Source organism: Phyllobacterium sp. TAF24 (assembly GCF_052113785.1).
Classification (GTDB): domain Bacteria; phylum Pseudomonadota; class Alphaproteobacteria; order Rhizobiales; family Rhizobiaceae; genus Phyllobacterium.
Genome location: NZ_JBFRDN010000023.1, coordinates 56,087 through 81,308 on the forward strand (window position 1 = coordinate 56,087; position 25,222 = coordinate 81,308).

The window sequence follows — 25,222 nt, forward strand, 5'->3', positions numbered from 1 at the left end:
CTTTTCGGTATTGTCAGGTGGTCTTTGCCAGAACATTCGCAGGCAAATGATAATAGCATGACAAATACCCGACAAATGGATTGACAGAGTTCCGCCCGCCCCTTACATGAGACCCCGCTGCCCAGATGGCGGAATTGGTAGACGCGCACGGTTCAGGTCCGTGTGCCGCAAGGCGTGGAGGTTCGAGTCCTCTTCTGGGCACCATTTCCCAATTTCCTGATGTCGCCAGACGTTTATGGAAATACGCAAAAAGCCCGCTTCTGCGGGCTTTTTTGTTTTCTGTCGCGCTTGTTTACTCATTGGTTTCGAGAAGTGCGGCTGCAGTCGCCTTATGGCGCCGTCGTCCCGCCAAGAACTTTAGGCATGACCCTCTCGAATTCTGATTTGTCCGGTTTATCCGGCATCATCACCCCGTTCTTCAAGAGATAATAATCGGACAGGAACTCCGCCTGCTGTTCCATGCCCAGAGCGAAATAATCGCCGGTCGTAAAAACCTCTGAATAGTCGTAGTTCCGCTTGAGTGCCGCTCTGACGATAACGTTCAATCCGCGTTGATGCTGCCAAACATGCCCCATTTCGTGAATGAAGGTTGATTTGTTGTCCAATGGCGCCGCTGAGAAGTCTGTAAAGTATTTGGCGGCGCCTATGCCGGGGAAATAAATATTGCCGTTGGGTGCGTGCGCCCGATCTGATGGCATGAAAAACTTCCACTTTTCATCGAAGATCAGTACTTTCGTATAGTCGATCTGTGATCCATATATGCTTCTGGCCAGATCGGTTTCACCGGGTGTCAGTTTCCGTCCAGCCATTGCACTCTCCCTCGCAAGTAAAACGGATTTGTCTTCTGGGCTATTTTTTCGGGCGATTATCGGGCAGGCAAACGGCGGGCGCCGTGGCTCCGTCCATCGCTTTTACATAATCATCGAACGACGGAACAAGCTTCAGTTCCGTTGCAAGCTTGACGCATTGCGCCTTGTCTTCAGTCCCTTGCATGCAACTGTCGAGGCGCTTGTCATTCTCGCCTCCCCGTTCCTCGGCAATACCCGATACAAGATCTGCCGCCGTAAGCCCGTCATCCTGTGTAAGGTTCTTCCAGTCCGCCATGGCGAGCGCCAGCAGATGATCAACGCGCTGCTCTTCCAGAGACGCAGTTTCAGACGGAGAAATGCTTTTGGGCGGAACGAGGTCGCGAAACATGACAAGCTGTGTGAGCAGGGTCATGGCTTCGGCTTGTCCGGTGCGTGCCACAGGCCAAAGAACCTTCCACGCGCCTGCACAATCCTGACGATCCATCGCCGTGATGGCTTCGGTCTCGATCTGCTTCCAGTCCGATTGTTCAGCGGCCTGTGCTGGAGCGCAGGCGAACAGCGCTGCGCAAATCAACGGAAAAACCCGACGGAGAAGACGTTGAGGTTCAAGAAAACTCATAGGTGTCATTTTCTCTTCCTGAATGTGATACCCGTCCACTTTACCATTTCCCTACTCCTTGTGACAGTTACCGGGCAGTTGGCATATGCCAGTGCTCGAAATATGACCGTGCGCATCCATGTTATGGAAACAGCGGGCCCTTCATTTCGAATAGGTTTTTCAAGCTGCCCTCAACATGCGATACTCTGATCAGAAGGGTTTCAGCGGAGTATCGGCGCATGATCCGGCTTATCATCATTCTCGCACTGCTCGTTCTCGTCCTGTTTTTAATCTACAGTATCGTTGGCAGTATCCGTAAGAAGCAGATCGACTGGACCGGGATCGGGGTGGCGATTGCCTTGATTGCCCTTGCGCTTTATCTGCGCGGGATGACCGGCATAGGCGGCGTCAGTTTCTGACAATTCGGCCCTTTATGGTCACCTTGACACATTGCAACCTCACATCAGGCGAATTAATATATTAGTCTACTCAGGAGACTTTCATGGATACGCTTATTTCCCCACGCCACCTGCGCCTTCACACGACTGATAATGTGGTGGTGGCGGTGGATGCCTTTCAGGCAGGCCAGCATGTGGAGAATGTGACTGTCAAAGACCGGGTCCCGCGTGGCCATAAGCTGGCGTCAAAGCCAATCGCCATGGGAGAACCGGTGCGTAAATTCGGCCAGATCATCGGCTCGGCTTCAAAAGCCATCGAGCCAGGTGAATGGGTGCATGAACACAATCTCGATTTCAGCAGCTTTGCGCGCCAGCCCGATAGTAGCCACGAAACCCATTCCAGCGGCATATTGCCGGTTGAGCAACAGGCGACCTTTCAGGGGTTTCGCCGCGCCAGCGGGCGGGCGGGTACCCGCAACTATATTGGCGTGCTGACCTCGGTCAATTGCTCCGCATCTGTCGCCCGCTTCATCGCTGAAGCAGTGCAGCGTTCCGGAATCCTTGAAGAATATCCAATGATCGATGGGATCATTCCGCTGGTGCATGGCGGCGGCTGCGCGCTTGATGTGAAGGGCGAAGGCTATGAGGTGCTCAAGCGTACCCAATGGGGCTATGCCACCAACCCCAATATCGCTGCCGTGCTGATGGTCGGCCTTGGCTGCGAGGGCTTTCAGATCGGTCGTTGGAAGGAAGCCTATAATATCGTCGAGAGCGATACATTCCGCAGCCTCACCATTCAGGAAGTCGGTGGCACCCGCAAAACCATGGAAGCCGGCATTGCCGCCGTGCGCGATATGCTGCCGACAGCGGCCAATGTGAAGCGCGAGACCATTCCTGCTTCCGAGCTGATGCTGGCGTTGCAATGTGGCGGCTCTGACGGCTATTCCGGCATCACGGCCAATCCGGCGCTGGGCGCGGCAGTCGACCTTCTGGTCAAACAGGGTGGCACGGCCATTCTCTCCGAAACGCCGGAGATTTATGGCGCTGAACATCTGCTGATTGAACGCGCCTCCAACCCGGAAGCGGTGACGCGCCTGCAATCCATCATCGCGTGGTGGGAAGACTATACCGCCCGCAACAAGATGGAAATGAACAACAATCCCTCACCCGGCAACAAGGCGGGCGGTCTGACGACCATCCTCGAAAAATCCCTCGGTGCTGTTGCCAAATCCGGCACCACGCCGCTTGAAGCTGTTTATGGCTATGCGGAGCCCGTAACGGCGCATGGGCTCGTTTTCATGGATACACCCGGCTATGACCCGGTATCGGCTACCGGACAGGTTGCTGGCGGCGCCAATATCCTCTGTTTTACCACGGGCCGCGGCTCAGCCTATGGCTGCAAGCCAACCCCGTCGATCAAGCTTGCCACCAACACCCCCATGTATACGCAGATGATCGAGGACATGGACATCAATTGCGGTGACGTGCTTGACGGTGTGTCCATTGAAGACAAGGGGCGCGAAATCTTTGAGCAGGTTTTGCGCGTAGCCTCAGGCGAGCGCAGCAAATCCGAACTGCTCGGCTATGGCGATGCGGAATTCGTGCCATGGCAAATCGGCGCGACAATGTAATCCACGCTTTGATGTAAGAAAAACGGGAGCCATTGGCTCCCGTTTCCTTATGCAAAGTGAGTCAGGCAGCTGACTGTTGCTGCTTGGCCCGGGCGACAATCTGGGTGGGATTGACGAAGCGCAGCGCGATCAGCAGCCAGACCAGCGTTGTCACCATATAGACCACGGCCATGGCATCGATGGATTGGACAGCGCGCACGCCGGATGCAAACACCGAATAGTAGAGAGCGACAACCAGCGTCTGGCTCGTCGGACCTGCCGTGAGGAACGTCAATTCGAACATCGCCACTGTGCGCACCAGTACGAGCAGGAGCGAGGCCAGAATACCGGGCAGTAGCATCGGCATCAGCACATGCAGAAACAGACGGAATGTGCCTGCGCCAAAGACGCGTGCTGCTGCCTCAACCTTCGGGTCGATCTGTTCGATAAACGGGATCATGACGAGGATGACGAAGGGAACCGTTGGCACGAGATTGGCCAGAACCACACCCCAGAACGTACCGCCGACACCAGCCTGATAAAGAACCGTTGCCAGCGGAATACCAAAGGTGATGGGTGGCACCAGCAAGGGGAGCAGGAACAAAAGCATGATCAGCTTCTTGCCGGGAAACTCGCGCCGCGCCAAAGCATAAGCAGCCGTGACACCAAGAAGCCCCGACAGGGCAACCACCGTGAACACGATCTGGAATGTGACGATGAGGACATCGCTAAGCTGAAATTCCGCCCAGGCGGTAAAATACCATTTTGTTGTCCAACCGGCGGGCAACCATGTACCGAGCCAGCGGGTGCCGAAGGAGGATATGATCACCGTTGCGATCATCGCCAACAGATTGATGATGAAGAAGGCGACAATCACCCAGACGGCGGTGATCCAGAGCTTTGCACCAATGGTTGTATCGCGGATCATGGTCAGCCCTTTCCGCCTGCGGTCGAGCCGCGATAGAAGAGATTGCGAATGGCAAGAATGGCCACCACGATGGCAAGCTGCACCGTTGCCATGATCATGGCGATAGCCGAGGCCATGGAATAATCATACTGCTCGAAAGCCGCCTGATAGGCTGCGATGGAAATCACGCGCGTCGGGCCAGCCGGTGCTCCGAGCAGAACCGCCGACGGAAACACGGCAAAGGCCTGCACGAAGGACAGACAGAAGGCGATGGCCAGTCCCGGTACAAGCAAGGGCAGCAGGACGAAACGGAAGCGTTGCCAGCTTTTTGCGCCATGGGTTGCAGCCGCCTGTTCCAGTGCCGGATCAATGCCGGTCACATAGGACAGGGTCAGAAGAAACGTGAACGGAAATCCCGTAATGATCAGCGAGGAAAACACACCCCAGTAATTGTTGGTGAGTTTTAAAGGCCGGTCGATCATCCCGAACAGCATCAGCGTGCGACTGAACCAGCCCTGCGGGCCGAGATAATTCAAAAGCCCCTCAGCCACCAGCACCGTGCCGAGCGTGACAGGCAGGACGAGAATGGTCGTCAGCAACCGCTGGCGTGTCATCAGACGCACCCGGAATGCGATGGGAAGTGCCAAGGCAATACTGATCACCGTCACTGGAACTGCGAGCCAGAGCGTGGTCAGGATCGTGTCGTAGAGGAAGGGATCGGAGAAGAACTTCTGGTAATTGGCAAAGGCCCCGCCTTCCTTTGGCGTGAAGGAAAGCACCAACCCGTAAATGAATGGATAGACAAAGACGGCCAGCAGAAAGAGCACTGCTGGCAGAACGAGGATCGTAACACCATCAATACCGCGCAGAGCCAGGCGCTGGCGCAGGGACAGGCGATCATAGATGGGAGGAGATGAGACAGCCATGGCGCTCCTCACGCTCCGAAGACCAGCGCACGCGCCGGATCGATTGCCAGCCAGATCGCACTGCCAAGCGCTGCTGTTTGCGGTGCATGGAAGACCAGTTCCAACCCTTCGGCGGTGCGGGCCGTGCCGACAAATTCGCGGCCACGATATTCGATGGTTTCAACAACGGCTTCCACTGTATTTTCGGAGCGTTGGCCTGCCTCCACATCATCGGCGCGGGCGGCAACAATCGCCGAGTCGCCGACTTTCAACGTATCACGCGCGGTTCCAGTCAAGGTCGCGTTGCCGACGGCCACGCTGACCCGTGCGCTATCAATGGAAACAACCTTGCCGGTCAGCCGGTTGCGATAACCCATAAACTCCGCCACATCGAGATGATCAGGACGTTCATAGAGATCACTCGGCGCACCGACCTGCCGGATTTCACCATCGCGCAAAACGACGATACGGTCCGCCAGAGATAATGCCTCATCCTGATCGTGGGTTACATAGATTGTGGTCGCACCGAGCTGGTTGTGGATGCGGCGGATTTCGGCGCGCATTTCCAGACGCAACTTGGCATCAAGATTGGATAGAGGTTCGTCCATCAGCACCAGCGGTGGTTCAATAACGATGGCACGGGCGATGGCCACGCGCTGCTGCTGGCCGCCGGAAAGCTGGCCCGGCAATTTATGCCCCTGCCCCTGCAGGCGCACCAGATTGAGCGCTTCCTCGACCCGCTTGTCGAGTTCGGCCTTGGCGACACTGCGCATTTTCAATCCGAAGCCAATGTTCTGGCGCACGGTCATATGGGGAAACAGTGCATAATTCTGAAACACCATGCCGAAACCGCGATCCTCGGGTTTCAGCGTATCAATGCGCTTGTCGTCAATGAAAATGCCGCCGCCCGTTGTAGCAAGCAGACCGGCGATGCAATTGAGCGCGGTGGACTTGCCGCAACCTGATGGGCCAAGCAAGGCAATAAACTCGCCCTTGCGGATCGAAAGCGAAACGTCCTTCAACGCATTATGCGCACCGAAGGCGCGGCTCATGCGGTCAAGACGGATTTCCTGGAATGGCGAAGACGCCAGCAGCATGGGATACCTCATAATCATGCACCATCCGGGTTGCCCCGGATGGTGACATTGCTTGCATCAATCAGGGCTTCTTACCGGCGACTTCTTCGTCCCAGCGGCGGAACGCAACGACCATGGCGGATGGATCAAGGGGAACCTCGATCGGATTGTTGGCAATCCAATCGGCATATTCCTTACGGCCAAATTCGGCCAGAGCGTCCTGACTTTCCTTCGGTGCCATGGAGAGCGGCACGTCCTTGACCGCAGGACCCGGATAGAAATAACCCTGATCGTAGGTATAGGCCTGCTGTTCCGGCGTGAGCAGGAAGCTCATCAGATCGAGAAGAACGGCAAGCTTTTCGTCTGATATGCCCTTTGGCACGCACATGTAATGCGCGTCGGCGACCCAGTGGAAACCTTTCAGCGGGGCGACGGCAGCTTCCTTCGGCACGACACCGAGCACGCGTGGATTAATATCCCAGCCCGTGGTGGAAACGGTCATATCGCGCGTGCCTTCACCAAGTTCCTTCATCAAAGCGCCGGTGCCGGTCGGGTAATATTCGATATATTTGTGCAGTTCTTTCAGGTACGCCCAGGTCTTATCCCAGCCTTTGACCGGATCATGCGGGTCGCTGTCACCGAGCAGATAGGGCAGGCCCATCAGGAAGGTGCGGCCCGGACCTGAATTGGCGGGACGGGCATAGAGGAACTTGTTCGGGTTTTCCTTGGCCCAGGCCAGAAGCTCTTCTGCCGTTGTCGGAACATTCTTTACCCGGTCCGGCATATATTCAAGCAGCGGGCCTGATGGGTAATAGGTGACGACAACGCCGTGGTCCTTGCCGAGCGCCAGCATACGGTGCGCCGGTTCCTGATAAATTGCCTTCAGATCCGGCAACGAAGCCGAATGATCAGGCAGAAGCTTGACCCACAGTCCCTGATCCAGACCCGCGGACAAGGCGTCGGTTCCGGTCAGAACGAGATCGATATCGAGCCGGTTGGCCGCCTGCTGCGCCTTGAGCTTTCCCGGAAGTTCGGGTGCGGGCGCTTTGGTGAAAGTGATCTTGGAAACGAGATTGGGCTTGGCAGCCGCATAGTTCTCGATGGCCTTCTGCGTCAGGGCCAGATTACCCGCCACATCGGCAACATTGAGCGCGACCGGAGACGTCGGCAATGCCAGTTTTGTCTGAGCAAAGAGGCGCGTGGCCGGTAGCGTCGCCAGTGCTGCCATGCCACCAATGGCTTGTCTGCGCGTGATGCGGATCATTGTCTTCCTCCCAATTGTTCCCGGTTTATTGATCGGCGGCTATCTCCCAGCCGCTCATTTATGACTTAATATATTAATCTATCAGTTTCAGATAGCAAGCGCTTTCACCCCTGCGGATTTAGAGCGTGGCAACCGTTCGGGCAGCACCCTGCTCCAGCAGTTTTGTCAGCGCATTGCCAATCACCTCGCGAAATTCCCGGCTTGCCGGAAGATCACTGCCGAATATCTGCTCCATCCCCAGATAGGCTTCCAGAAGTCCTGATGCGGATGTCTTTCCCGCGGTGCGCGCCTTGAATTCGCTGGCAAGAGGATCGCGAACATCGATAGCCTTGCCGTTTTCATCTGTCCCGGTGGCGTAGCGCATCCAGCCGGCAACGCCCAATGCCATCAGATTAAACGGTGCATTCTGCTCCAGCCGCACGCGAATGGTATTGAGCAGACGCTGCGGCAGCTTTTGCGAGCCATCCATGGCGATCTGCCAGGTCCTGTGTCGCAGGGCGGGGTTTTGAAACCGCTCACGCAACTGCACCTTGTAAGCCTCGAGATCAAAACCGGGCAATTTTGGCAATGTCTGAGTGATTTCCTCGTCCATCATCCGCTCGATGAGTGCGGCAAAGCCATCGCCAGCCATAGCGTCGGAAACAGTTTCATGGCCCGCGAGATAACCAAGATAAGCCAATGTCGAATGGCTGCCGTTGAGCAGGCGCAGCTTCATCAACTCGAACGCATCAACATCCCCAACGAAGGTAACCCCTGCCTTTTCCCATGCCGGGCGACCTCTAGGGAAATGGTCTTCCACCACCCATTGCGAGAACGGTTCCGTCATGATCGGCCAGCGGTCGGCAAGCCCGGTGGCATCAGTGACGGCAGCGCGATCCGCGTCGGTCGTGGCAGGGACGATCCTGTCCACCATTGTCGAAGGAAATGCTACGTTGTCCCGGATGAACGTACCGAGTTCCACATTCCGCAATTCGGCAAAGCGCGAGACTACCCGTTTCAGGGTCTGCCCATTCGCAGGCAGATTATCGCAGGACAGAAGTGTGAAAGGTTCGGTGCCATTGGCACGCCGCCGGGCCAATGCCTCGACGATAAAGCCGATGGCCGAGCGCGGTGTGGCAGGATTGGCAAGATCATGCGTGATATCGGGGTGGCTTTCATCCAGCGATGCGGAAGCGGGCGCATAGCAGTAGCCCTTCTCCGTGATGGTGAGGGAGACAATCCTGACCGCCGGATCGCTCATGGCCACGAGCAAGGCTTCAGGACTATCAGGCGCAACCAGCACATCCATGATACTGCCGATGATCCGGTAGCTGCTACCGCTGCCGTCCCTGACTGCAACAGTATAGAGCCCGTCCTGAGGGCCAAGCGCATCCCGCGTGTCGGCGCTGCGCAAAGAGGCACCCAGAATGCCCCAATTGAGATCACCTTGTGAAAGCACGCTGTCCGTATAGACAGCCTGATGGGCGCGGTGAAAGGCACCGATGCCGAGGTGTACAATGCCTGTTTTAACCCGGCTGCGGTCATATCCGGGTATTGCCACACCTTCCGCCAGCTTTGGCAGATTGGCGGTGGAAAGAYATGTCTGGTGGGTATCAGCCATTTGATGCCTGCAATCTTGTCTGTTCTGTTTCAGAGACGGTAGGCCTGCTTGGCCAGCCTGTAGCTCAGATCATGGCCGACCTCATGCGCCTCATCCTCATCGAGCCGGTGGTCGGCAACAAGCCGCGCCAGATAGGCGCAATCGACCCGGCGGGCCATGTCATGGCGGGCGGGAATAGAGAGGTAGGCGCGCGTATCATCATTGAAGCCGACGGTATTGTAGAACCCGGCAGTCTCCGTTGTCAGTTCGCGAAAGCGGCGCATACCCTCCGGGCTGTCATAGAACCACCATGCCGGTCCAAGCCGCAAGGCGGGATAATGCCCGGCAAGCGGTGCCAGTTCTCGGCTGTAGCTGGTTTCATCCAACGTAAAGAGAATAAGCGTCAGACGCGGATCATTGCCAAAGGCATCAAGCAGCGGCTTCAGTTCCTCGACATAGCCGGTCGAGCGCGGAATGTCGGCACCCTTGTCAGGGCCGAAACCGGCAAATATCTGGGCATTGTGATTGCGGAAGGAACCGGGATGAATCTGCATCACCAGACCATCGTCAATGCTCATCCGCGCCATCTCAGTCAGCATCTGAGCCCGGAAAAGATCGGCATCGGCGCTGGAAACCTTTGCTTTAAGCACGCGCTCGAAGAGAGCCGTCGCATCGGCTAGAGAAAGATCGGCCGTGCGGGCATTGGGATGGCCGTGATCGCTTGAGGTGGCTCCGCGCGCTTTGAAATAGGCGCGCCGGTTGCGATGCGCTTCGAGATAGCCTTGGTAATCAAGGGACGTACCAGCAAGGGCAACGAGCTTTTCGACATTCTTGAGAAAGCCCGGACGAGACGCATCAATGACCGCGTCAGGCCGGTAGGCGGGAACCACGCGTCCCTGCCAACCGGATTTCAGGATCGTGTCATGGGCAGCGAGATCATCGGTGGCGGCGTCGGTTGTGGAGATCACCTCGATGCCGAACTGCTTGTAAAGCGCGCGCGGGCGCATGGATGGATCATCGAGTCTTTCGGCAATACGGTCATAGAGCTGATCCGCATTGGCTTCGGTCAGCCGCTCCTCAATACCGAAGACCGTTTCCATGGCATGCTCAAACCACAGGCGCGACGGCGTGCCGCGAAACAGGTACCAATGCTTGGCAAAGAGCCGCCATATCTTGCGCGCATCGGTTTCGACAGGTCCGCCATCGTGACGCGGGACACCGAGATCCTCCAGCCTGATACCTTGAGAATAGAGCATGCGGAAAATATAATGATCGGGCTTGACGAACAGGCTGGCCGGATCAGGAAATGCCTCGTCATGCGCATACCAGAGCGGGTCCGTATGGCCGTGCGGTGAAATGATGGGCAGATGCTCGACTTCGGTAAAAAGACGCCGGGCAATGATGCGGGCATCGGCCTCTATGGGAAAAAGTCGGTCTGGATGGAGAGGCATTGTATGTCCTTGCTATTATCTACGGGCCAAGCGGATACAAGATGAGACACGTACCAGCAGCGACGCCGTGAAATTGCCCGTCTCCGGGCACTGTTCGTTTCGCATCCACTATCCTGTTTGCCTTGTGAACATTCGGCTTTTGCGATCTTGGCGAAGAGTAAATAATAATATATTAGTATGTCAACTGGATCGATGTGCTCTGAAATCGTTTGCTTTGCGGCTGGAGACACTATGATTTCGCGCGGAATTCTACCATTCATTGCGGTAGATTCATTCGTGACACAGGAAATGGAGCGCTGGAATGACAGCACAGAACCGGGGAGAAAAGAGTTTGGCCATGGCGACACTGGCTGAACCTGATACCTCAGCACGAGACAATGCAGCACGCTTTGCCAAGACAGGCGCACGCGGCGCACCGGCCGGGCGGATGACGACTGCTACGGCGATCTATCGCGAACTGCATGCGGCCATCGTCTCGATGCAGATGACACCCGGAACCGCTCTCAACGAAAAAGTGCTGACGGAACGTTTTGGTGTCAGCCGCACCCCCGTGCGCGAGGCATTGATCCGGCTTGTAGAAGACGGGCTTGTCGATGTCTTTCCGCAATCGGGAACCTTTGTCGCCCGCATACCCGTTGCGCTCATTCCCGAAGCTGTGGTCATTCGTCAGGCGCTCGAAGGCGCGACTGTCGAGCGCGCCGCTGCGGTTGCCACGGCGAAAGACATTGAATGGCTGGACGAAATCCTTGCGCGCCAGCAGTTTTTTGCTGACCGGCAGAATATGAGCGCATTTCATGAGGCCGATGAAGCCTTTCATGAGGCCATAGCAGGCATTTCGGGCCATCCCGGCATCTGGCACTATCTGAAGCCGGTGAAAGTGCAGATCGACCGGGCCCGCAGGATGACTTTGCCAGCGCTTGGCCGCATGGAACACGTGCTGGCCGAACACCAGATCATCCGCAATGCCATCGAGAATCACGACGTACCGGCTGCCTGCGCGGCCATGAAACAGCATTTGAATGCCGTCATTCCCGATATTGATGAATTGAGAAAAAGCCATCCGGGTTCATTCGTCTGAGCCCGGCGATTACAAGAAAATGACGGAGGACTGAATGCGTCAGGCATGGAGATGGTTTGGCCCCAAAGCCGGTGTAACACTGGATAATGTGCGCCAAGCCGGAGCGACCGATATTGTATCGGCGCTGCACGAGGTACCGATCGGCCAGGCCTGGACCGAAAAACAGGTGCACGAGCGCAAGTCCCTCATCGAAACAACTCCCGCCGGGCGCATTCCGCTCACATGGTCGGTTGTCGAGAGCATTCCAATTCCCGATGCGGTCAAACGTCTTGGCGGTGCCGCAAAGCAGGAAATCGCGGCGTGGATCGCCAGTATGGAAGCACTTGCCGCCAATGATATCCGTGTTATCTGCTACAATTTCATGCCGGTGGTTGATTGGTGCCGGACAGACCTCGATTATGTGACGCCGACGGGTTCAACCGCGATGCGGTTCGATCACAACATGCTCGCAGTGTTCGATCTGCATATCCTGCAGCGCAAAAATGCTGAAGCTGCCTATTCGCAGGCGGACAGGGACATTGCCGCCGCGCTTTATACAGAGATGAGCGGTCAGGAGATTGCGGACCTTACCCGCAATATCGCCAGCGCGCTGCCGGGCTCCACAACGGAGCCGCTGACCGTTCCGGCCTTCCGCGACAAGCTCGAAGCCTATGCGGGTATTGACGCCAACAAACTGCGCCAGCATCTGATCGAATTTCTTGAAGCGGTTACGCCGGTTGCCGATAACCTCGGTGTCAAGTTGACCCTGCACCCGGATGATCCGCCCCGGCCGCTTTTTGGCCTGCCGCGCATTGCATCGACGGAAGCCGATTATGCTGCTTTGTTCGGTGCGGTTCCGTCCCCAGCCAATGGCATGTGCTTCTGTACGGGAAGCCTCGGCGTCAGGGCCGATAACGACCTGCCCGCAATTGCCCGCCGTTTTGCCTCGCGCATCCATTTTTCACATCTGCGCGCGACCACCCGCGAAGGCGATGGCCGCAGTTTCCACGAAGCAGCGCATCTGGAAGGCGATGTCGATATGGTGGCGGTGCTGAAAGAACTGATCATCGAAGATCGCAAGCGCAGTGCATCGGACAGCATCATCTTCCGTTCCGACCACGGTCATCGCATGCTTGATGACCTCAACAAAGAGGTCACGCCGGGCTATCCGGCCATTGGCCGCCTGCGTGGTCTGGCGGAATTGCGTGGCATCATTCACGCTCTGGAGGCTGTTCCGTCCCCCTGAGCTTCTCTGTGACCCAGCTGATTTGAAGAGCCCCGGCATCGTCGCGTCGGGGCTTTTTCAATTTTTATTGTTAATTTTGATTAACTCTTTTGTACCCAAAAACGAGATTTCAGAGTCTTCGCTTAGTTTTTCGTTCAGTATTAATCACATTGTCGCCATATTTCGTCACGAACGGCCACAACACGCCAGTTGTTCCAAGCATCACCAATCACGTTTTGAGTCATAATAAGACAAATTTTTTGAATGACTTGGCTCATCTTGCGGGATTTGCTCAGGGATATTTCCTTATCGGGCCACCTCGAGGCCACATTTACCCAAAATAGAAGAGGCCACTCATTCACGTGACGATCTACTTGCCCAGGATCATTCTCAAGCGTGTGTCTTCAGTCTGGCAATTCCTGCCACGGGCCGTTTAAAGTGCGAATTTCAATATGGTCTCCATTGCAAGTATCCGTAAGGTACTTTCTGCAACCATGCTTCTTTTGATGTTTGGTATCGTTTCAGCAAATGCCGGTTCCGCCTGTGGTGGCGCTTCATGGTACGCTCTTCATTCCAAGACCGCCTCCGGCGAGAGAATGAATCCCTCCGCTCTCACAGCTGCTCATCGCACTTTGCCTTTCGGCTCCAAGGTGAAGGTCACCAACCAGCGCAATGGCAAGTCGATCGTCGTGCGTATCAATGATCGTGGCCCATTCATCAAAGGCCGCGTTATCGACCTCTCCAAGGGCGCTGCAAACCGTCTCGGTTTTGTCGGTGCCGGCCATACCAATATCTGCATGGCCAAGCTCTGATACGACTTTCTTTACCCGTGCCTGACAGGTCCGGGTACAAGCGTCCACGATATCTTGATCGCGGTTCAGGATTGACCTTGACCATTGAACGTGACATCGCCATGTCAACACTCCTAATCCTGTCGGGGGACGTTCCATGGCACTGAAAGTCGCGGTCCAGATGGACCACATCAATTCGATCCGGATCGCAGGCGATACGAGCTTTGCTTTGTGCCTCGAGGCACAGGCGCGCGGCCACACGCTCTATCACTACACGCCCGATAGGCTGAGCATGCGCGATGGCGTCGTTCGCGCCCGCGTTGAAGAGCTGAAGGTTCGCGACATCGAAGGTGATCATTTCACTCTCGGTGAACAGATCTCGCGCGATCTGTCGGAAATGGATGTGGTGCTGCTGCGGCAGGACCCGCCTTTCGACATGAACTATATTACGACGACCCATCTGCTTGAGCGCATTCACCCGAAAACGCTTGTCGTCAATGACCCGGCCTGGGTGCGCAACAGCCCGGAAAAAATCTTTGTCACGGAATTCCCTGATCTTATGCCGGATACGCTGATCACCAAGGATCCGCAGGAGATCATGAATTTCCGCAAGGAGTTCGGCGATATCATCCTCAAGCCGCTTTACGGCAATGGCGGTGCCGGTGTGTTCCATCTTGCTGATGGCGACCGCAATCTGACATCGCTTCTGGAAATGTTCGGCCAGATGTTCCGCGAGCCAATCATCGCCCAGCGTTACCTCAAGGATGTGCGCGCTGGCGACAAGCGCATCATCCTGATCGACGGTGAGCCTGTTGGCGCGATCAACCGCGTGCCATCCGAAAGCGATGCCCGCTCCAACATGCATGTGGGCGGCCGGGCTGAAAAGACCGAGCTGACCGAGCGCGAACGCGAGATTTGCTCGCGCATCGGCCCCTCTTTGCGTGAACGCGGCTTCATCCTCGTCGGCATTGATGTCATCGGCGACTACATGACCGAGATCAACGTCACGTCACCCACCGGCGTGCGCGAAGTGAAGCGCTTTGGCGGCGCCGATATTGCAGCGCTGTTCTGGGACGCGGTGGAAGCCAAGCGACGCTAACTGCGCCGTTCACGTTCCATCGCTTCAAGAATATCGACAAAGGCGCGCACGCGCGCCGGCCGGAACTTTGCCGGCGGGTAAACCGCATGAATTCCGCCAGATGGCAGTGACCAATCAGGCAATATCTGCACCAACCGGCCACCGGCAATATCATCAGCCACCTGATAGTCGGGCATAACGGCAAGTCCGATGCCCGCCAGCACGCAGACATAGCTGGCTTCAGTGCCATTGGCTGTTACAACGGGCTTGCCTGTGATAGTCACGGTTTTGTCCGCGCTTGAAAACAACCAGCGCAGCGGCTCCTTCAACGCGCCATTGGCGATCCATTTCGCGTCTTCCAGACCTTCCGGATGATTGGCAGGACGCATTCGTGCGGCATAGGCGGGCGAACAGACGAGATGCTGTTCGAAAGTGCCGATGCGCCTGGCCTGCGCGCTCGAATCCTCCAGCCAGCCGACGCGGATCGACAGATCCAGTTCGTTATCGACCAGATCGAATTTGACGTCGGTGAATTTCAGATCGACCTTCATCTGCGGATAACGCTCAAGATACAGTGCCACGGCTGGCGCCACGATTTTCGCGCCATAATCCAGCGGCGCGGTCAGCATCAGTGTTCCCGCGGGTGTACCCGTCTCGGATGAAACCTCATCAATCGCATTCTCCGCCTCGCGCAGAACAATGATACAACGCTCATAGAACCGGCGTCCTGCCTCGGTCGCCCGTAATCGCCGCGTGGTGCGGATGAGAAGCGCTGTGCCCAGTTCCTCCTCCAGCTTCGACAATTGATGACTGACGACAGCCTTGGCCACCCCAAGCCGGTCTGCTGCGGCCGTAAAGGACCCCATATCGACAACAGTGACGAAATAGATGAAGCGATTGAAACTGACCGAAGGCATGGCGCACTCTATTATCTGATTTAATCAGACAGTTTGTCTCTTTGATCAGGATTTTTCAAGAAACCTTTCCGTGTCAGTGTTCGGCCTCACACCGAGAAACCGATTAAGGAATGAAACTGTGCGAACCCTTCTGACAAGACGCGATACGATGAAATCCATTCTGGCTGCCAGTGTTGTGGCCGCTCTTCAGCCACTCGGCACCTTGGCTGCAAGAGCCGCTGCGAAACTGGAATGGACTTATTTTCAGGCGGATGAGAATGGTTTTCGCCGCACACCGGTGCTGTTGACCGGTGAAAAGGAAGCGATATTGCTTGATGGTGGATTTACGCTGTCCGACGGGCGGGTTGTCGCCGATGCCATCAAGGCCACCGGCAAGACGCTGACGACGATTTATGTCAGTTGCAGCGATCCCGACTATTATTTTGGTCTGCGTCCTATCGTTGATGCTTTCCCGAAGGCAAAGGTGATTGCTGCCAGCGCAACGGTCGAGGCTATCAAGGGCAATGTACAGGGCAAGCTTGATGTCTGGGGGCCGCAGCTCAAGGATAATGGCCCGAAAATATTGGCGGATGTGGTCATCCCGGATGCATCAGATGTGGCTTCGCTTGAGCTTGAGGGCAACAAGATAGAAGTGATAAATGTCAAGGACCTGAAAGATCGCCGCTATCTCTGGGTGCCAAGCCTTGAAGCGATTTTTGGCGGCGTTCTGATATCATCAGGTGTCCATGTCTGGGTTGCGGATGAACCGACAGCTGACGACCGGAAGAAGTGGATTGCGGCACTTGATGAAATCACTGCCCGTAAGCCCAGGATTGTTGTGCCATCCCATCAGGCTACCGATGCGCCGCAGGGTGTTGAGGCGGTGAAATTCACCCGCGACTATCTCGAGACATTCAATGCCGAAGCTGAAAAAGCCAAGACGAGCGGCGAACTGATCTCGGCAATGAAAACGCATTACCCTGACCTTCTCGATGTCTCGTCGCTCGAGCTTGGTGCCAAGGTTGCCAAGGGCGAGATGAAGTGGGGCTGATTGCGCCTATCCTCAGCTGATAAGGCAGCGCCAGCCTCATCGCTGGCGCTGCTTTCCTTGCGTTCCCCTAACGTTCTTGTCATGCCGCGCAAATTGTGATGAGGTGCCATTATTGGCACTATTCATTTTTTTAACGCGATATTTTCAAGGAACGATTGATGGTCACCCGCGTGCGTACCGTCGCATTTCAGGGCATTGAGGCCCAACCTGTCGATGTACAGGTCATGATTTCTCCCGGTAAAATGGGCATCCATATTGTCGGCCTGCCAGATAAAGCGGTGGCTGAAAGCCGTGAGCGCGTGCAGGCGGCGCTGCATGCTTCAGGGCTTTCCCTGCCGCCGAAGAAGGTGACCGTCAATCTCGCTCCGGCAGACCTGCCGAAGGAGGGTAGTCATTACGACCTGCCGATCGCCGTGGGTTTGATGGCGGGGCTTGGCGCCATGCCCGCCGATGCGCTGCAATCCTACGTCGTGCTTGGCGAGCTGTCGCTTGATGGAACGATCACCCATGTGGCAGGCGTCCTGCCCGCGGCAATCTCCGCCAACCGGCAGGATCGCGGTTTGATCTGTCCCGCTCCCTGCGGTCCTGAGGCGGCATGGGCGGGCGAGGACATCGATATTCTGGCGCCGCGCAGCCTCATCAGCCTTGCCAATCATTTTCGCGGCCATCAGGTACTATCGCGCCCTGAGCCTTCCATGCACACCAATGCACCAGATCTGCCCGATCTGGCAGATATCAGAGGTCAGGAAAGCGCCCGGCGCGCACTGGAGATTGCCGCCGCAGGCGGTCATAACCTTCTCATGATCGGCCCGCCCGGCTCGGGCAAGTCCATGCTGGCGCAGCGGCTTCCCTCCATCCTGCCGCCACTCCTGCCACGCGAACTTCTCGAGGTCTCCATGATTGCCTCGGTTGCCGGTCAATTGCTGGGTGGTAAACTGACGGATCGGCGGCCCTTTCGTGCGCCGCACCATTCCGCTTCCATGGCCGCCATGGTTGGCGGTGGGATTCGTGCCCGGCCGGGCGAGGTCTCTCTGGCACATCGCGGCGTGCTGTTTCTTGATGAATTTCCGGAATTCACACCACAGGTGCTGGACTCCCTGCGCCAACCGCTTGAAACCGGAGATTGCATGATCGCCCGCGCCAATCACCGTATTTCCTATCCGGCGCAAATCCAGCTCGTGGCTGCCATGAACCCCTGCCGCTGCGGCATGGCCGGTGAACCGGGGCATCGCTGTGCCAGAGGACCGCGCTGCCAGCAGGATTATCAGGCACGCGTTTCCGGGCCATTACTCGACCGCATCGATCTTCGTATCGATGTTCCCGCCGTCAGTGCGGTCGATCTCATCCATCGCCCGGCTTCGGAGAGTAGCGCCTTTGTTGCTGTACGGGTCGCCCGTGCCAGAGACGTCCAGAAGCGGCGTTACGAAGCATTGGGATTTCCCGCCGTGACAATGAATGCTCATTGCCCCGTCGCGCTGATTGAGGAGGTGGCGCAATGTGACAAGGCGGCCCTGACGCTGTTACAGCAAGCAGCAGAACAAATGCGCTTCTCCGCGCGCGGCTATCACAGGGTTCTCAAAGTTGCGCGAACGCTGGCCGATCTGGAAGGAATTGAAGCTGTCGGGCGTATTCACGTGGCGGAAGCGATTTCATACCGCATGGCGCAGGACGCGGCCAATCAAGCCGCCTGAATCGGCAAAAAGAAAATGCCGGACTTTTCGATCCGGCATATCTTGAATGCTTGGCCTCGATTTAGCGGACCGAACCCACAAGGATATTGCTTGGTGCTTCGATACTGACCCAGCGGCCGGTGTTGTTCGTGGCCTGGCGCTTGAGATAGGTATATTCGGTTTCCGACCAGTTCTTGACACCATCGGCAAGGTTATCGAGGACGAAATCACCGGTGTCGGTGCGCACGGTCAGAACCGCATGACCTTCGCCGTCAGGCTTGCGTACCACGGTGATCAGAAGATCAGCCGGTGAAATGCCTGCCTGCATCAGTTCGCGGCGCTTTTCCAGAACATAGTCTTCACAATCACCAACATTGCCGACCTTGTCAGGATAACCCCAATATTCCTCGACGCCGTAAATTTCCATATCCGTCAAAGGCTTGACGTCCTGGTTGACATGGCTGTTGACGTTGACGATCAGTTCCCAGAAATCACGGGTCATCTTGGCTGGAGCAACATTGCGGCTACGCACCGAGCACTCGTCCGGCAGGCGCTTGCAGAACTCATAATGACCGATTGGCTGGGATGTCAGGCCGCCGGTCTGCATGAAAGGTTCGGCTGCGGAAGCGGTATTTGCGATGAGCACACCGGCGAAAAATGCCGCTGCGAACCCCATCGACTTCAAAATCTTTACCGCTCCGAACATGCTTTACTCCGAACCCAACCAGCCTTCGTTAACAAAACGTTAATGTCGGGAGGGGATATGAGTCAATCACAATGGCGCCACGATCCCGCCATTGTTAATATATGGTTAAAATTTGAACTTCCTAGATTTTGACGAAAATTTGAGAGTTGTATGCCGCGAGCACTTGCAACCAGCAGGAGATTTAGCTGTTACGTCCCGCCTGTGTAAAATCCACGACCTTATCAGCAATTATTTGAATTTATTGATTTTTATCGAATAATTTGAAAGTCACAACGAGTAGTTGCCGGAAGAACCAGTCTTCCGGCAATTCAATTTTATGCTCTAAAACTGTGTTCAGCCGCGAACGCGTTTGCCGATCGGCGTCACATTGCTCTTGCGATTGGCCTGAGCGTGATCATTAACAAATTTGACAATACGTGGTGCAATTTCAGCACGGAACCGCGATCCATTGAACACGCCGTAGTGGCCAACCTTATCCTGCAGATGGTGCATGCGCATGTGATCAGGGATATTCACACACAGGGTTTGGGCGGCTTTGGTCTGGCCGACACCCGAAATGTCGTCGTTCTCACCCTCAACAGTCAGAAGGGCAACCGTGCGTATTGACGAAGGGTCGACCAGCTTGCCGCGATGGGTCATTTCGCCCTTGGGCAGGGACTGTTTGACAAAAACCGTATCGACCGTCTGCAGATAGAATTCTGCGGTCAGATCCATCACGGCCAGATATTCGTCATAGAACTCGCGGTGTTTGTCAGCGGAATCGCCATCTTCCTTGACAAGATGCATGAAGAATTCCTTGTGCGCCGTGATATGGCGGTCAAGATTCATGCTCATAAAGCCGGAAAGCTGCAGAAAGCCGGGATAAACGTCACGCATGAAGCCCGCATGCGGCCATGGCACCGACATGATGACATTGTCGCGGAACCAGTTGATGCCCTTTTCCTCGGCCAGAATATTGACCGCTGTCGGGTTCTTGCGCGTGTCGATTGGGCCGCCCATCAGTGTCATGCTTGATGGGGCAAACCTGTCGCCATCGGCTTCCATGATGGATACTGCCGCAAGAACTGGGACGGACGGCTGACAAACCGCCACTACATGGGTGTCTTCTCCCAGAGCGTGAAACATTTTGATGACGTAATCAATGTAGTCATCGAGATCAAAACGGCCTGCACTCAGCGGCACGGAGCGCGCGTCAACCCAATCGGTAATGTAGACTTCGGCATGGGGCAACAGCGCCTCGACAGTCCCGCGCAGCAGCGTCGCGTAGTGACCGGACATGGGCGCAACAACGAGAATCTTTGGATCAGCGGCACGCTTGGACGACAGTGCGCGCTTGAAGTGGATCACATTGCAGAATGGTTTCGACCAGACGATCTTCTCGCGGATTTCCACCTCTTCACCATCCACGACAGTCGTCGGGAGGTTGAAAGCAGGCTTGGCATAGGCGCGTGTCGTGCGCTCGAACAGTTCGCAGCCAGCAGTGATGGAACGGCCGATAATCGTTTGCGATAAAGGATTGAGCGGATTGTCGTAGAACAGCTTGGTGGCATCCGCCAAGGCCCGGTACGGCTGCAGGGCGGCATGATTAAGTTCATAAAGCTGGTAGAACATTCCACTGTCCGATCATATCAACACAACGGCGATCTCAAAAACATGATCATCAAAGATGAATATGTTCTTGACGGGAGGATAACCCTAGCCGGTTTAATTGATATTGCAATGCAACAAAAGGATTAGTGGGGAGAAAGATGTTCACAAATGTCTGTGCAGGCGCAACATAAATTGCGCACTGCACAGGTAAAGGGTCAGGCACCTTCGACAATGACCATCTCGCCTTCGGCATATTGCTGCCGGATGGCTTTGGCGGCCTGATATTCCGGTGAGTTGTAGCAGTCGAGCGCGTGCTGCACCGACGGAAACTCGATCACGACATTGCGGGCGCGCACGGTACCTTCAAGCTGATGATATGTGCCGCCGCGTGCCAGAAAATTCGCGCCGTAACGCTCAAAGGCCGGTTTTGCTGTCGCTATGTAGCCCTTGTAGCCTTCCGCATCCTTCACATCGATACGCGCTATCCAATATCCCTTGGCCATAATTCCTCCCAAACTTACACGAGCGGTTCGCCCGAACTCCGGCAGATTTGATCAGACACCCGCCATTTCGGCAAGGATCGCTTCAGCCGCAACCTTCGGATCGGCAGCGCTGACGATTGGACGAGCAACAACGAGATGGCTTGCACCGGCACGCAGGGCATCGGACGGTGTCATGACGCGTTTCTGATCACCAACATCGGCGCCCTTTGGCCGGATACCGGGGGTGACGACAGCAAGATCGGGACCGACGATCTTGCGCACAGCAGAGGCCTCCGCAGCGGAGCAGACTATGCCGCCCATTCCCGCACGCAGCGCCTGTTCCGCCCGGATCAGCACCAGCGTGTGCGGATCATGTTCATAACCGGCATCAATCATGTCCTGCTGGTCCAGGGAGGTGAGCACGGTGACGCCAAGCAAGCACAGGTCTGAACCGCGCGCTGCTTCCACAGCCGCCTTCATTGCCTTGGGATAGGCATGGAGTGTCAGCATGGAAACGCCCATCTTGACGATGTTCTCGACGCCCTTTGCGACCGTATTGTCGATATCGAGGAGCTTCATGTCCAAGAAGACTTTTTTGCCTGACTGGACAAGCTCCGTTGCAAAGCCAAGGCCACCGGCAAAGGCCAGCTGATAGCCGATTTTATAGAAGGATACCGTATCCCCGAGGGTGCTGACGATATCACCCGCCGCCTTCAGGTCAGGCACATCAAGGCCTACGATGAGGCGATCGCGCAAAGCCGCTTCCATCATGACAAACCACCTTTTCCGTTGATCGCCATCCCATGACACACCAATGCGCGATAGGGAAGATCAGAACAGCAAAAGTGCAGACAAAAGCGGCCTGTTAACGGGTTTTTGCCAGCCTGGCGTGATCAATCAGCGACTGGCAGGTTCGTTCCATGGCTCTGGTGGTCCGGCTATCGTGGAAGGAGCCATCTGCTGCAAAGGCCTCGTGGGCATGGGCAACCGAACATTGCTCGCTGATAATCTGCGTTCCCACATTCATCAGAACCGACCGCAAATGATAGAGGCCACGAATACCGGCGAAATTGCCGTCGGATGATGAACAGAGCGCAACAATCTTGCCCGCATAGGGCTTAAGAGGCTTTTCACCGTCCCTGGAAATACGGCTGACCCAATCAATGGTGTTTTTCAGAAGCGGTGGGATGGAGGAATTATATTCAGGCGAGGCAATCAGAATGCCGTCATGGGCTGCAAACAGCCGCCCGAGCTTCATGGCGTTTTCCGGGATGCCTTTTTCGGACTCCAAATCCTGATCCATGATGGGTAGCGGATAGTCGATCAGGGCAAGGCGTGTCACATCAGCACCCAGAGCCGCCAATGTCTTCGTCGCAACATCAGCAACCTGGCCACTGAAAGCACCGGTACGATTCGAACCTGCGAAAACAAGGATCTTCGGCAGCATATGGTTCCCTTCGGAGGTCAAACGGCGAAAGCAGGCTATCAGGCGTGGCGGTAAATCCACAGGCGGGCGGGCGGCACATTGCGGATGATGAAATCGAGATGCTCGATTTTGTAATTACCGCGACCGGCAGGAACCGGCGACATCGGGCCGTAAGTGATCTGAACAATCGGACGGCCATGTGGAACCCGGCGCAGCAGGTCCTCGATAATCTTCACGCGGTCACCAACCGGGAAATTCAAAAGCGGCACCGCCGAGACGACCGAATCAAACATCTGTCCCTTGTGCTCGCCAAGTGTCTTGTCGAGATTGAAGGCATCGCCCTCGATAATGTTCACACCGGGGAAATCTTCGCGCAAATGTTCGGCAAAATCTGCGGAATATTCAACGCAGAAGAGGTTTTCAGGTGTAACGCCGCGATTGAGGATCGCGCGCGTGATTACGCCAGTACCCGGCCCAAGCTCCAGAACAGGCAGACCGGAATGGGGATTAACGACACTGGCCATACGGCGCGCCGTGATGGAACTGGTCGGGAGAATTGAACCCACTGCCTTCGGACCATGCATCCAGCCCTTGAAAAAGCGGATTTCCTCGCCGAATCTCTCAGCGAGTTTCTTTCCCAGTGGTCGTGTCATTCCCATCCTCCCGTCGCATATTGACAGATTTATGACGCAACTCGTGGCGGAAGCAAGGCCAGTCCCCTCACTTTGGCAACAAATTTACTCGCTCAGTCCTTCAAAGAATTCCTTCATGCGAGCAAAGAAGCCCGATGATTGCGGGCTATTGTCCTGCGACGACACACGCTCAAACTCTTCCAGCAATTCGCGCTGGCGCTTGTTGAGGTTTTGCGGCGTCTCGATCGCGATCTGGATATAGAGATCGCCCATGGCAGGCTGGCGCAAGACCGGCATGCCCTTGCCTTTAAGGCGGAACTGCTTGGCGTTCTGCGTGCCTTCAGGGATTTTGACCCGTGTCTGCGTGCCGTCAAGCGTCGCCACTTCAAACTGGCCGCCAAGCGCAGCGGTGGTCATGGAAATGGGCACCTTGCAATAAAGATCAGAACCATCGCGCTGGAAGAACTCATGCGGTTTCAGCGACAGGAAAATATAAAGATCACCTGAGGGTCCGCCGCGGACACCCGCCTCACCTTCACCTGTCAAACGGATACGTGTACCATCTTCGATACCCGCCGGAATGTTAACCGACAGCGAACGCTCTTCGGTGATTCGGCCCTGACCTGAACATTTCGTGCAGGGGTCTTTGATGGTCTGACCCCGACCATGGCAGGTCGGGCAGGTGCGCTCGATGGAGAAGAAGCCCTGCGCTGCCCGGACACGGCCGGAACCGCCACAGGTGTTGCACGTGACGGGTGATGTGCCCGGCTTGGCGCCGCTGCCGGAACATTCATCGCATGTGATGGAGGTTGGCACGCGGATCTGGGCTGTCTTGCCCGCATAGGCCTCCTCAAGCGTTATTTCCATATTGTAGCGAAGGTCAGCGCCACGTTCGCGGCCACCGGAGCGACGCTGGCGGCCACCGCCCATCATCTCGCCGAAAATGTCTTCGAAAATATCGGCAAAACCACCGGCGCCGCCAAAACCGCCGCCTCCGCCGCCCATACCACCATTTTCAAACGCAGCGTGACCGAACCGGTCATAGGCCGCGCGCTTGTTGGGGTCTTTCAGCGTTTCGTAAGCTTCGCCGATTTCCTTGAATTTGTGCTCGGCCTTTTCATCGCCCGGATTCTTGTCGGGGTGATATTGCATCGCCAGTTTACGGAAAGCGCTCTTGAGCTCCTTCTCATCAGCGCCTCTCGCTACGCCGAGGGTTTCGTAATAGTCAGCCTTCATCCAAACACTCGTTCCATGAAATCATAAAGCCTCACGCAGAAGCTTGTTTTAGAGCGGTATTTAGGTGCTCAACGCCCGGAATGCCATAGCCTTCTTGGATTGATTCGCTCCAAGTGCCGCATATTTGCGCATTATTGCGTTTGTGTGGCAATCCTTCCACGGTTTTATGCACTTATGAAAAGTAAAATGACCTGATGCACGCTGTCTTGAAGGTGTGTTGGCGGGTTCGTGGTTCGACAAGCTCACCATGAGGGAGATTGGAGATGCAGAGAGTCAAGTTCTGCAGAATTGTCGATGTGCATTGCAATCCTCACCCTCCCTCATCCTGAGCCTGTCGAAGGGCGCAACAATGGTTTTGCAGCCAACCAGATTATGCTTCCCCGTTGCCACACCCGCTTTCGCGTCTGGCCATTGGAAAAGTGGGAAAGACGGGCGGTCCATCGGGAGCGCTGAAGTCTTTGGTTGGTGTTGCGGTGAGTATGCTCCCCGGAGCTTTTCTTATTGGCTAAATAGAACGTGTTCCATTTAATCAGAAAAGCACCTGGACCACCCGCCCCGGCGATTTGTGTTCCCGTTCTTCACCGGTTTCCTGGCTGTCAGGCTCAGTACCGGCACAAGAGCGGAACCTCTCCAGCTTGCGAGACTACCACCCGCAAACAGAAGCGCCGGTCCTTTCCTGACTTCGAATAGTTTCCGGAAGCATTCCCGCCGGAAAGGACATGAGTAGAATAAGGGAGGCGGAGGAAACGTGGATAAGTTGGTGGTGTTTTTTTTGAGAATGGTGG

General features: G+C 56.0%; 24 protein-coding genes and 1 tRNA gene. 9 read left to right on the forward strand and 16 right to left on the reverse strand.

Annotation, left to right across the window (positions count from 1 at the left end; all coding sequences use genetic code 11):
* The first annotated feature begins 119 nt into the window (after positions 1-119).
* Positions 120-204: transfer RNA gene (locus AB4Y96_RS18815), tRNA-Leu, on the forward strand.
* Between the two features lie 125 nt (positions 205-329).
* Here the strand turns inward: AB4Y96_RS18815 and AB4Y96_RS18820 are convergent.
* Both AB4Y96_RS18820 and AB4Y96_RS18825 read right to left on the reverse strand, forming a co-directional pair.
* The gene (locus AB4Y96_RS18820) at positions 330-809 is read right to left on the reverse strand and encodes a hypothetical protein (RefSeq protein ID WP_441919057.1); all 480 of its coding nucleotides are present in this window, start codon (positions 807-809) and stop codon (positions 330-332) included.
* Between the two features lie 40 nt (positions 810-849).
* Complete coding sequence (locus AB4Y96_RS18825; RefSeq protein ID WP_441919059.1) at positions 850-1,437, reverse strand: hypothetical protein; 588 nt, start codon at positions 1,435-1,437, stop codon at positions 850-852.
* A 209-nt stretch (positions 1,438-1,646) separates the two neighbouring features.
* Here AB4Y96_RS18825 and AB4Y96_RS18830 point away from each other — a divergent pair, with 209 nt between their 5' ends.
* Both AB4Y96_RS18830 and AB4Y96_RS18835 read left to right on the forward strand, forming a co-directional pair.
* The gene (locus tag AB4Y96_RS18830) at positions 1,647-1,826 is read left to right on the forward strand and encodes a hypothetical protein (RefSeq protein ID WP_091879242.1); all 180 of its coding nucleotides are present in this window, start codon (positions 1,647-1,649) and stop codon (positions 1,824-1,826) included.
* A gap of 83 nt (positions 1,827-1,909) precedes the next feature.
* Positions 1,910-3,436, forward strand: coding sequence for a UxaA family hydrolase (locus tag AB4Y96_RS18835; protein ID WP_441919061.1), 1,527 nt, complete (start codon positions 1,910-1,912; stop codon positions 3,434-3,436).
* Positions 3,437-3,497: 61 nt separating this feature from the next.
* On the opposite strand, the gene AB4Y96_RS18840 is transcribed toward AB4Y96_RS18835, so the two are convergent.
* The 6 genes from AB4Y96_RS18840 to uxaC form a co-directional block, all read right to left on the reverse strand.
* On the reverse strand, positions 3,498-4,343 hold the full coding sequence (locus tag AB4Y96_RS18840) for an ABC transporter permease (protein ID WP_091879245.1): 846 nt from the start codon (positions 4,341-4,343) through the stop codon (positions 3,498-3,500).
* A gap of 2 nt (positions 4,344-4,345) precedes the next feature.
* Positions 4,346-5,248: an ABC transporter permease gene (locus tag AB4Y96_RS18845; protein WP_091879246.1), complete on the reverse strand. Its 903-nt coding sequence runs from the start codon at positions 5,246-5,248 to the stop codon at positions 4,346-4,348.
* An 8-nt stretch (positions 5,249-5,256) separates the two neighbouring features.
* On the reverse strand, positions 5,257-6,324 hold the full coding sequence (locus AB4Y96_RS18850) for an ABC transporter ATP-binding protein (RefSeq protein ID WP_441919064.1): 1,068 nt from the start codon (positions 6,322-6,324) through the stop codon (positions 5,257-5,259).
* A gap of 61 nt (positions 6,325-6,385) precedes the next feature.
* A complete protein-coding gene (locus AB4Y96_RS18855; protein ID WP_441919092.1) occupies positions 6,386-7,564 on the reverse strand; it encodes an ABC transporter substrate-binding protein in 1,179 nt (392 codons plus the stop codon).
* Between the two features lie 121 nt (positions 7,565-7,685).
* Positions 7,686-9,167, reverse strand: coding sequence for a mannitol dehydrogenase family protein (locus AB4Y96_RS18860; RefSeq protein ID WP_441919066.1), 1,482 nt, complete (start codon positions 9,165-9,167; stop codon positions 7,686-7,688).
* 29 nt (positions 9,168-9,196) lie between these two features.
* Positions 9,197-10,597, reverse strand: a complete 1,401-nt coding sequence (uxaC, locus tag AB4Y96_RS18865) for a glucuronate isomerase (RefSeq protein WP_441919068.1) — start codon at positions 10,595-10,597, stop codon at positions 9,197-9,199.
* 301 nt (positions 10,598-10,898) lie between these two features.
* Here uxaC and AB4Y96_RS18870 point away from each other — a divergent pair, with 301 nt between their 5' ends.
* The 4 genes from AB4Y96_RS18870 to gshB all read left to right on the forward strand — a co-directional run bounded on the left by AB4Y96_RS18870 (position 10,899) and on the right by gshB (position 14,769).
* Positions 10,899-11,675 carry a GntR family transcriptional regulator gene (locus tag AB4Y96_RS18870; RefSeq protein ID WP_441919070.1) on the forward strand — a complete coding sequence of 259 codons (777 nt, stop codon included), beginning with the start codon at positions 10,899-10,901 and terminating at the stop codon, positions 11,673-11,675.
* A gap of 34 nt (positions 11,676-11,709) precedes the next feature.
* Positions 11,710-12,900, forward strand: a complete 1,191-nt coding sequence (gene uxuA, locus AB4Y96_RS18875; RefSeq protein ID WP_441919072.1) for a mannonate dehydratase — start codon at positions 11,710-11,712, stop codon at positions 12,898-12,900.
* 473 nt (positions 12,901-13,373) lie between these two features.
* Positions 13,374-13,691: a septal ring lytic transglycosylase RlpA family protein gene (locus AB4Y96_RS18880; protein WP_175540577.1), complete on the forward strand. Its 318-nt coding sequence runs from the start codon at positions 13,374-13,376 to the stop codon at positions 13,689-13,691.
* 136 nt (positions 13,692-13,827) lie between these two features.
* Positions 13,828-14,769 (forward strand): glutathione synthase, encoded by a 942-nt coding sequence (gene gshB, locus AB4Y96_RS18885; RefSeq protein ID WP_441919074.1) that lies wholly within the window; start codon positions 13,828-13,830, stop codon positions 14,767-14,769.
* Here gshB and AB4Y96_RS18890 read toward each other — a convergent pair.
* Positions 14,766-15,665: a LysR family transcriptional regulator gene (locus tag AB4Y96_RS18890; RefSeq protein ID WP_441919076.1), complete on the reverse strand. Its 900-nt coding sequence runs from the start codon at positions 15,663-15,665 to the stop codon at positions 14,766-14,768. The genes gshB and AB4Y96_RS18890 overlap by 4 nt on opposite strands.
* Before the next feature lie 148 nt (positions 15,666-15,813).
* On the opposite strand from AB4Y96_RS18890, the gene AB4Y96_RS18895 reads away from it, so the two are divergent.
* Together AB4Y96_RS18895 and AB4Y96_RS18900 are read left to right on the forward strand one after the other, a co-directional pair.
* Positions 15,814-16,695, forward strand: a complete 882-nt coding sequence (locus AB4Y96_RS18895) for an MBL fold metallo-hydrolase (protein WP_441919094.1) — start codon at positions 15,814-15,816, stop codon at positions 16,693-16,695.
* A gap of 158 nt (positions 16,696-16,853) precedes the next feature.
* Positions 16,854-18,386, forward strand: a complete 1,533-nt coding sequence (locus AB4Y96_RS18900) for a YifB family Mg chelatase-like AAA ATPase (RefSeq protein ID WP_441919078.1) — start codon at positions 16,854-16,856, stop codon at positions 18,384-18,386.
* A gap of 61 nt (positions 18,387-18,447) precedes the next feature.
* Here AB4Y96_RS18900 and AB4Y96_RS18905 read toward each other — a convergent pair whose 3' ends face one another.
* The 7 genes from AB4Y96_RS18905 to dnaJ form a co-directional block, all read right to left on the reverse strand.
* Positions 18,448-19,071 (reverse strand): transglutaminase-like cysteine peptidase, encoded by a 624-nt coding sequence (locus tag AB4Y96_RS18905; RefSeq protein WP_441919080.1) that lies wholly within the window; start codon positions 19,069-19,071, stop codon positions 18,448-18,450.
* Positions 19,072-19,404: 333 nt separating this feature from the next.
* A complete protein-coding gene (locus AB4Y96_RS18910) occupies positions 19,405-20,682 on the reverse strand; it encodes a polyhydroxyalkanoate depolymerase (protein ID WP_091879264.1) in 1,278 nt (425 codons plus the stop codon).
* A gap of 194 nt (positions 20,683-20,876) precedes the next feature.
* Complete coding sequence (locus tag AB4Y96_RS18915) at positions 20,877-21,164, reverse strand: DUF1330 domain-containing protein (RefSeq protein WP_091879266.1); 288 nt, start codon at positions 21,162-21,164, stop codon at positions 20,877-20,879.
* Positions 21,165-21,215: 51 nt separating this feature from the next.
* A complete protein-coding gene (gene pyrF, locus AB4Y96_RS18920; protein WP_441919096.1) occupies positions 21,216-21,911 on the reverse strand; it encodes an orotidine-5'-phosphate decarboxylase in 696 nt (231 codons plus the stop codon).
* Positions 21,912-22,008: 97 nt separating this feature from the next.
* Positions 22,009-22,590: an NADPH-dependent FMN reductase gene (locus AB4Y96_RS18925; RefSeq protein WP_441919083.1), complete on the reverse strand. Its 582-nt coding sequence runs from the start codon at positions 22,588-22,590 to the stop codon at positions 22,009-22,011.
* A gap of 38 nt (positions 22,591-22,628) precedes the next feature.
* Positions 22,629-23,222 carry a phospholipid N-methyltransferase PmtA gene (gene pmtA / locus AB4Y96_RS18930; protein ID WP_091879269.1) on the reverse strand — a complete coding sequence of 198 codons (594 nt, stop codon included), beginning with the start codon at positions 23,220-23,222 and terminating at the stop codon, positions 22,629-22,631.
* 84 nt (positions 23,223-23,306) lie between these two features.
* Positions 23,307-24,437 (reverse strand): molecular chaperone DnaJ, encoded by a 1,131-nt coding sequence (dnaJ, locus tag AB4Y96_RS18935; protein WP_091879271.1) that lies wholly within the window; start codon positions 24,435-24,437, stop codon positions 23,307-23,309.
* Positions 24,438-25,222: the final 785 nt, after the last annotated feature.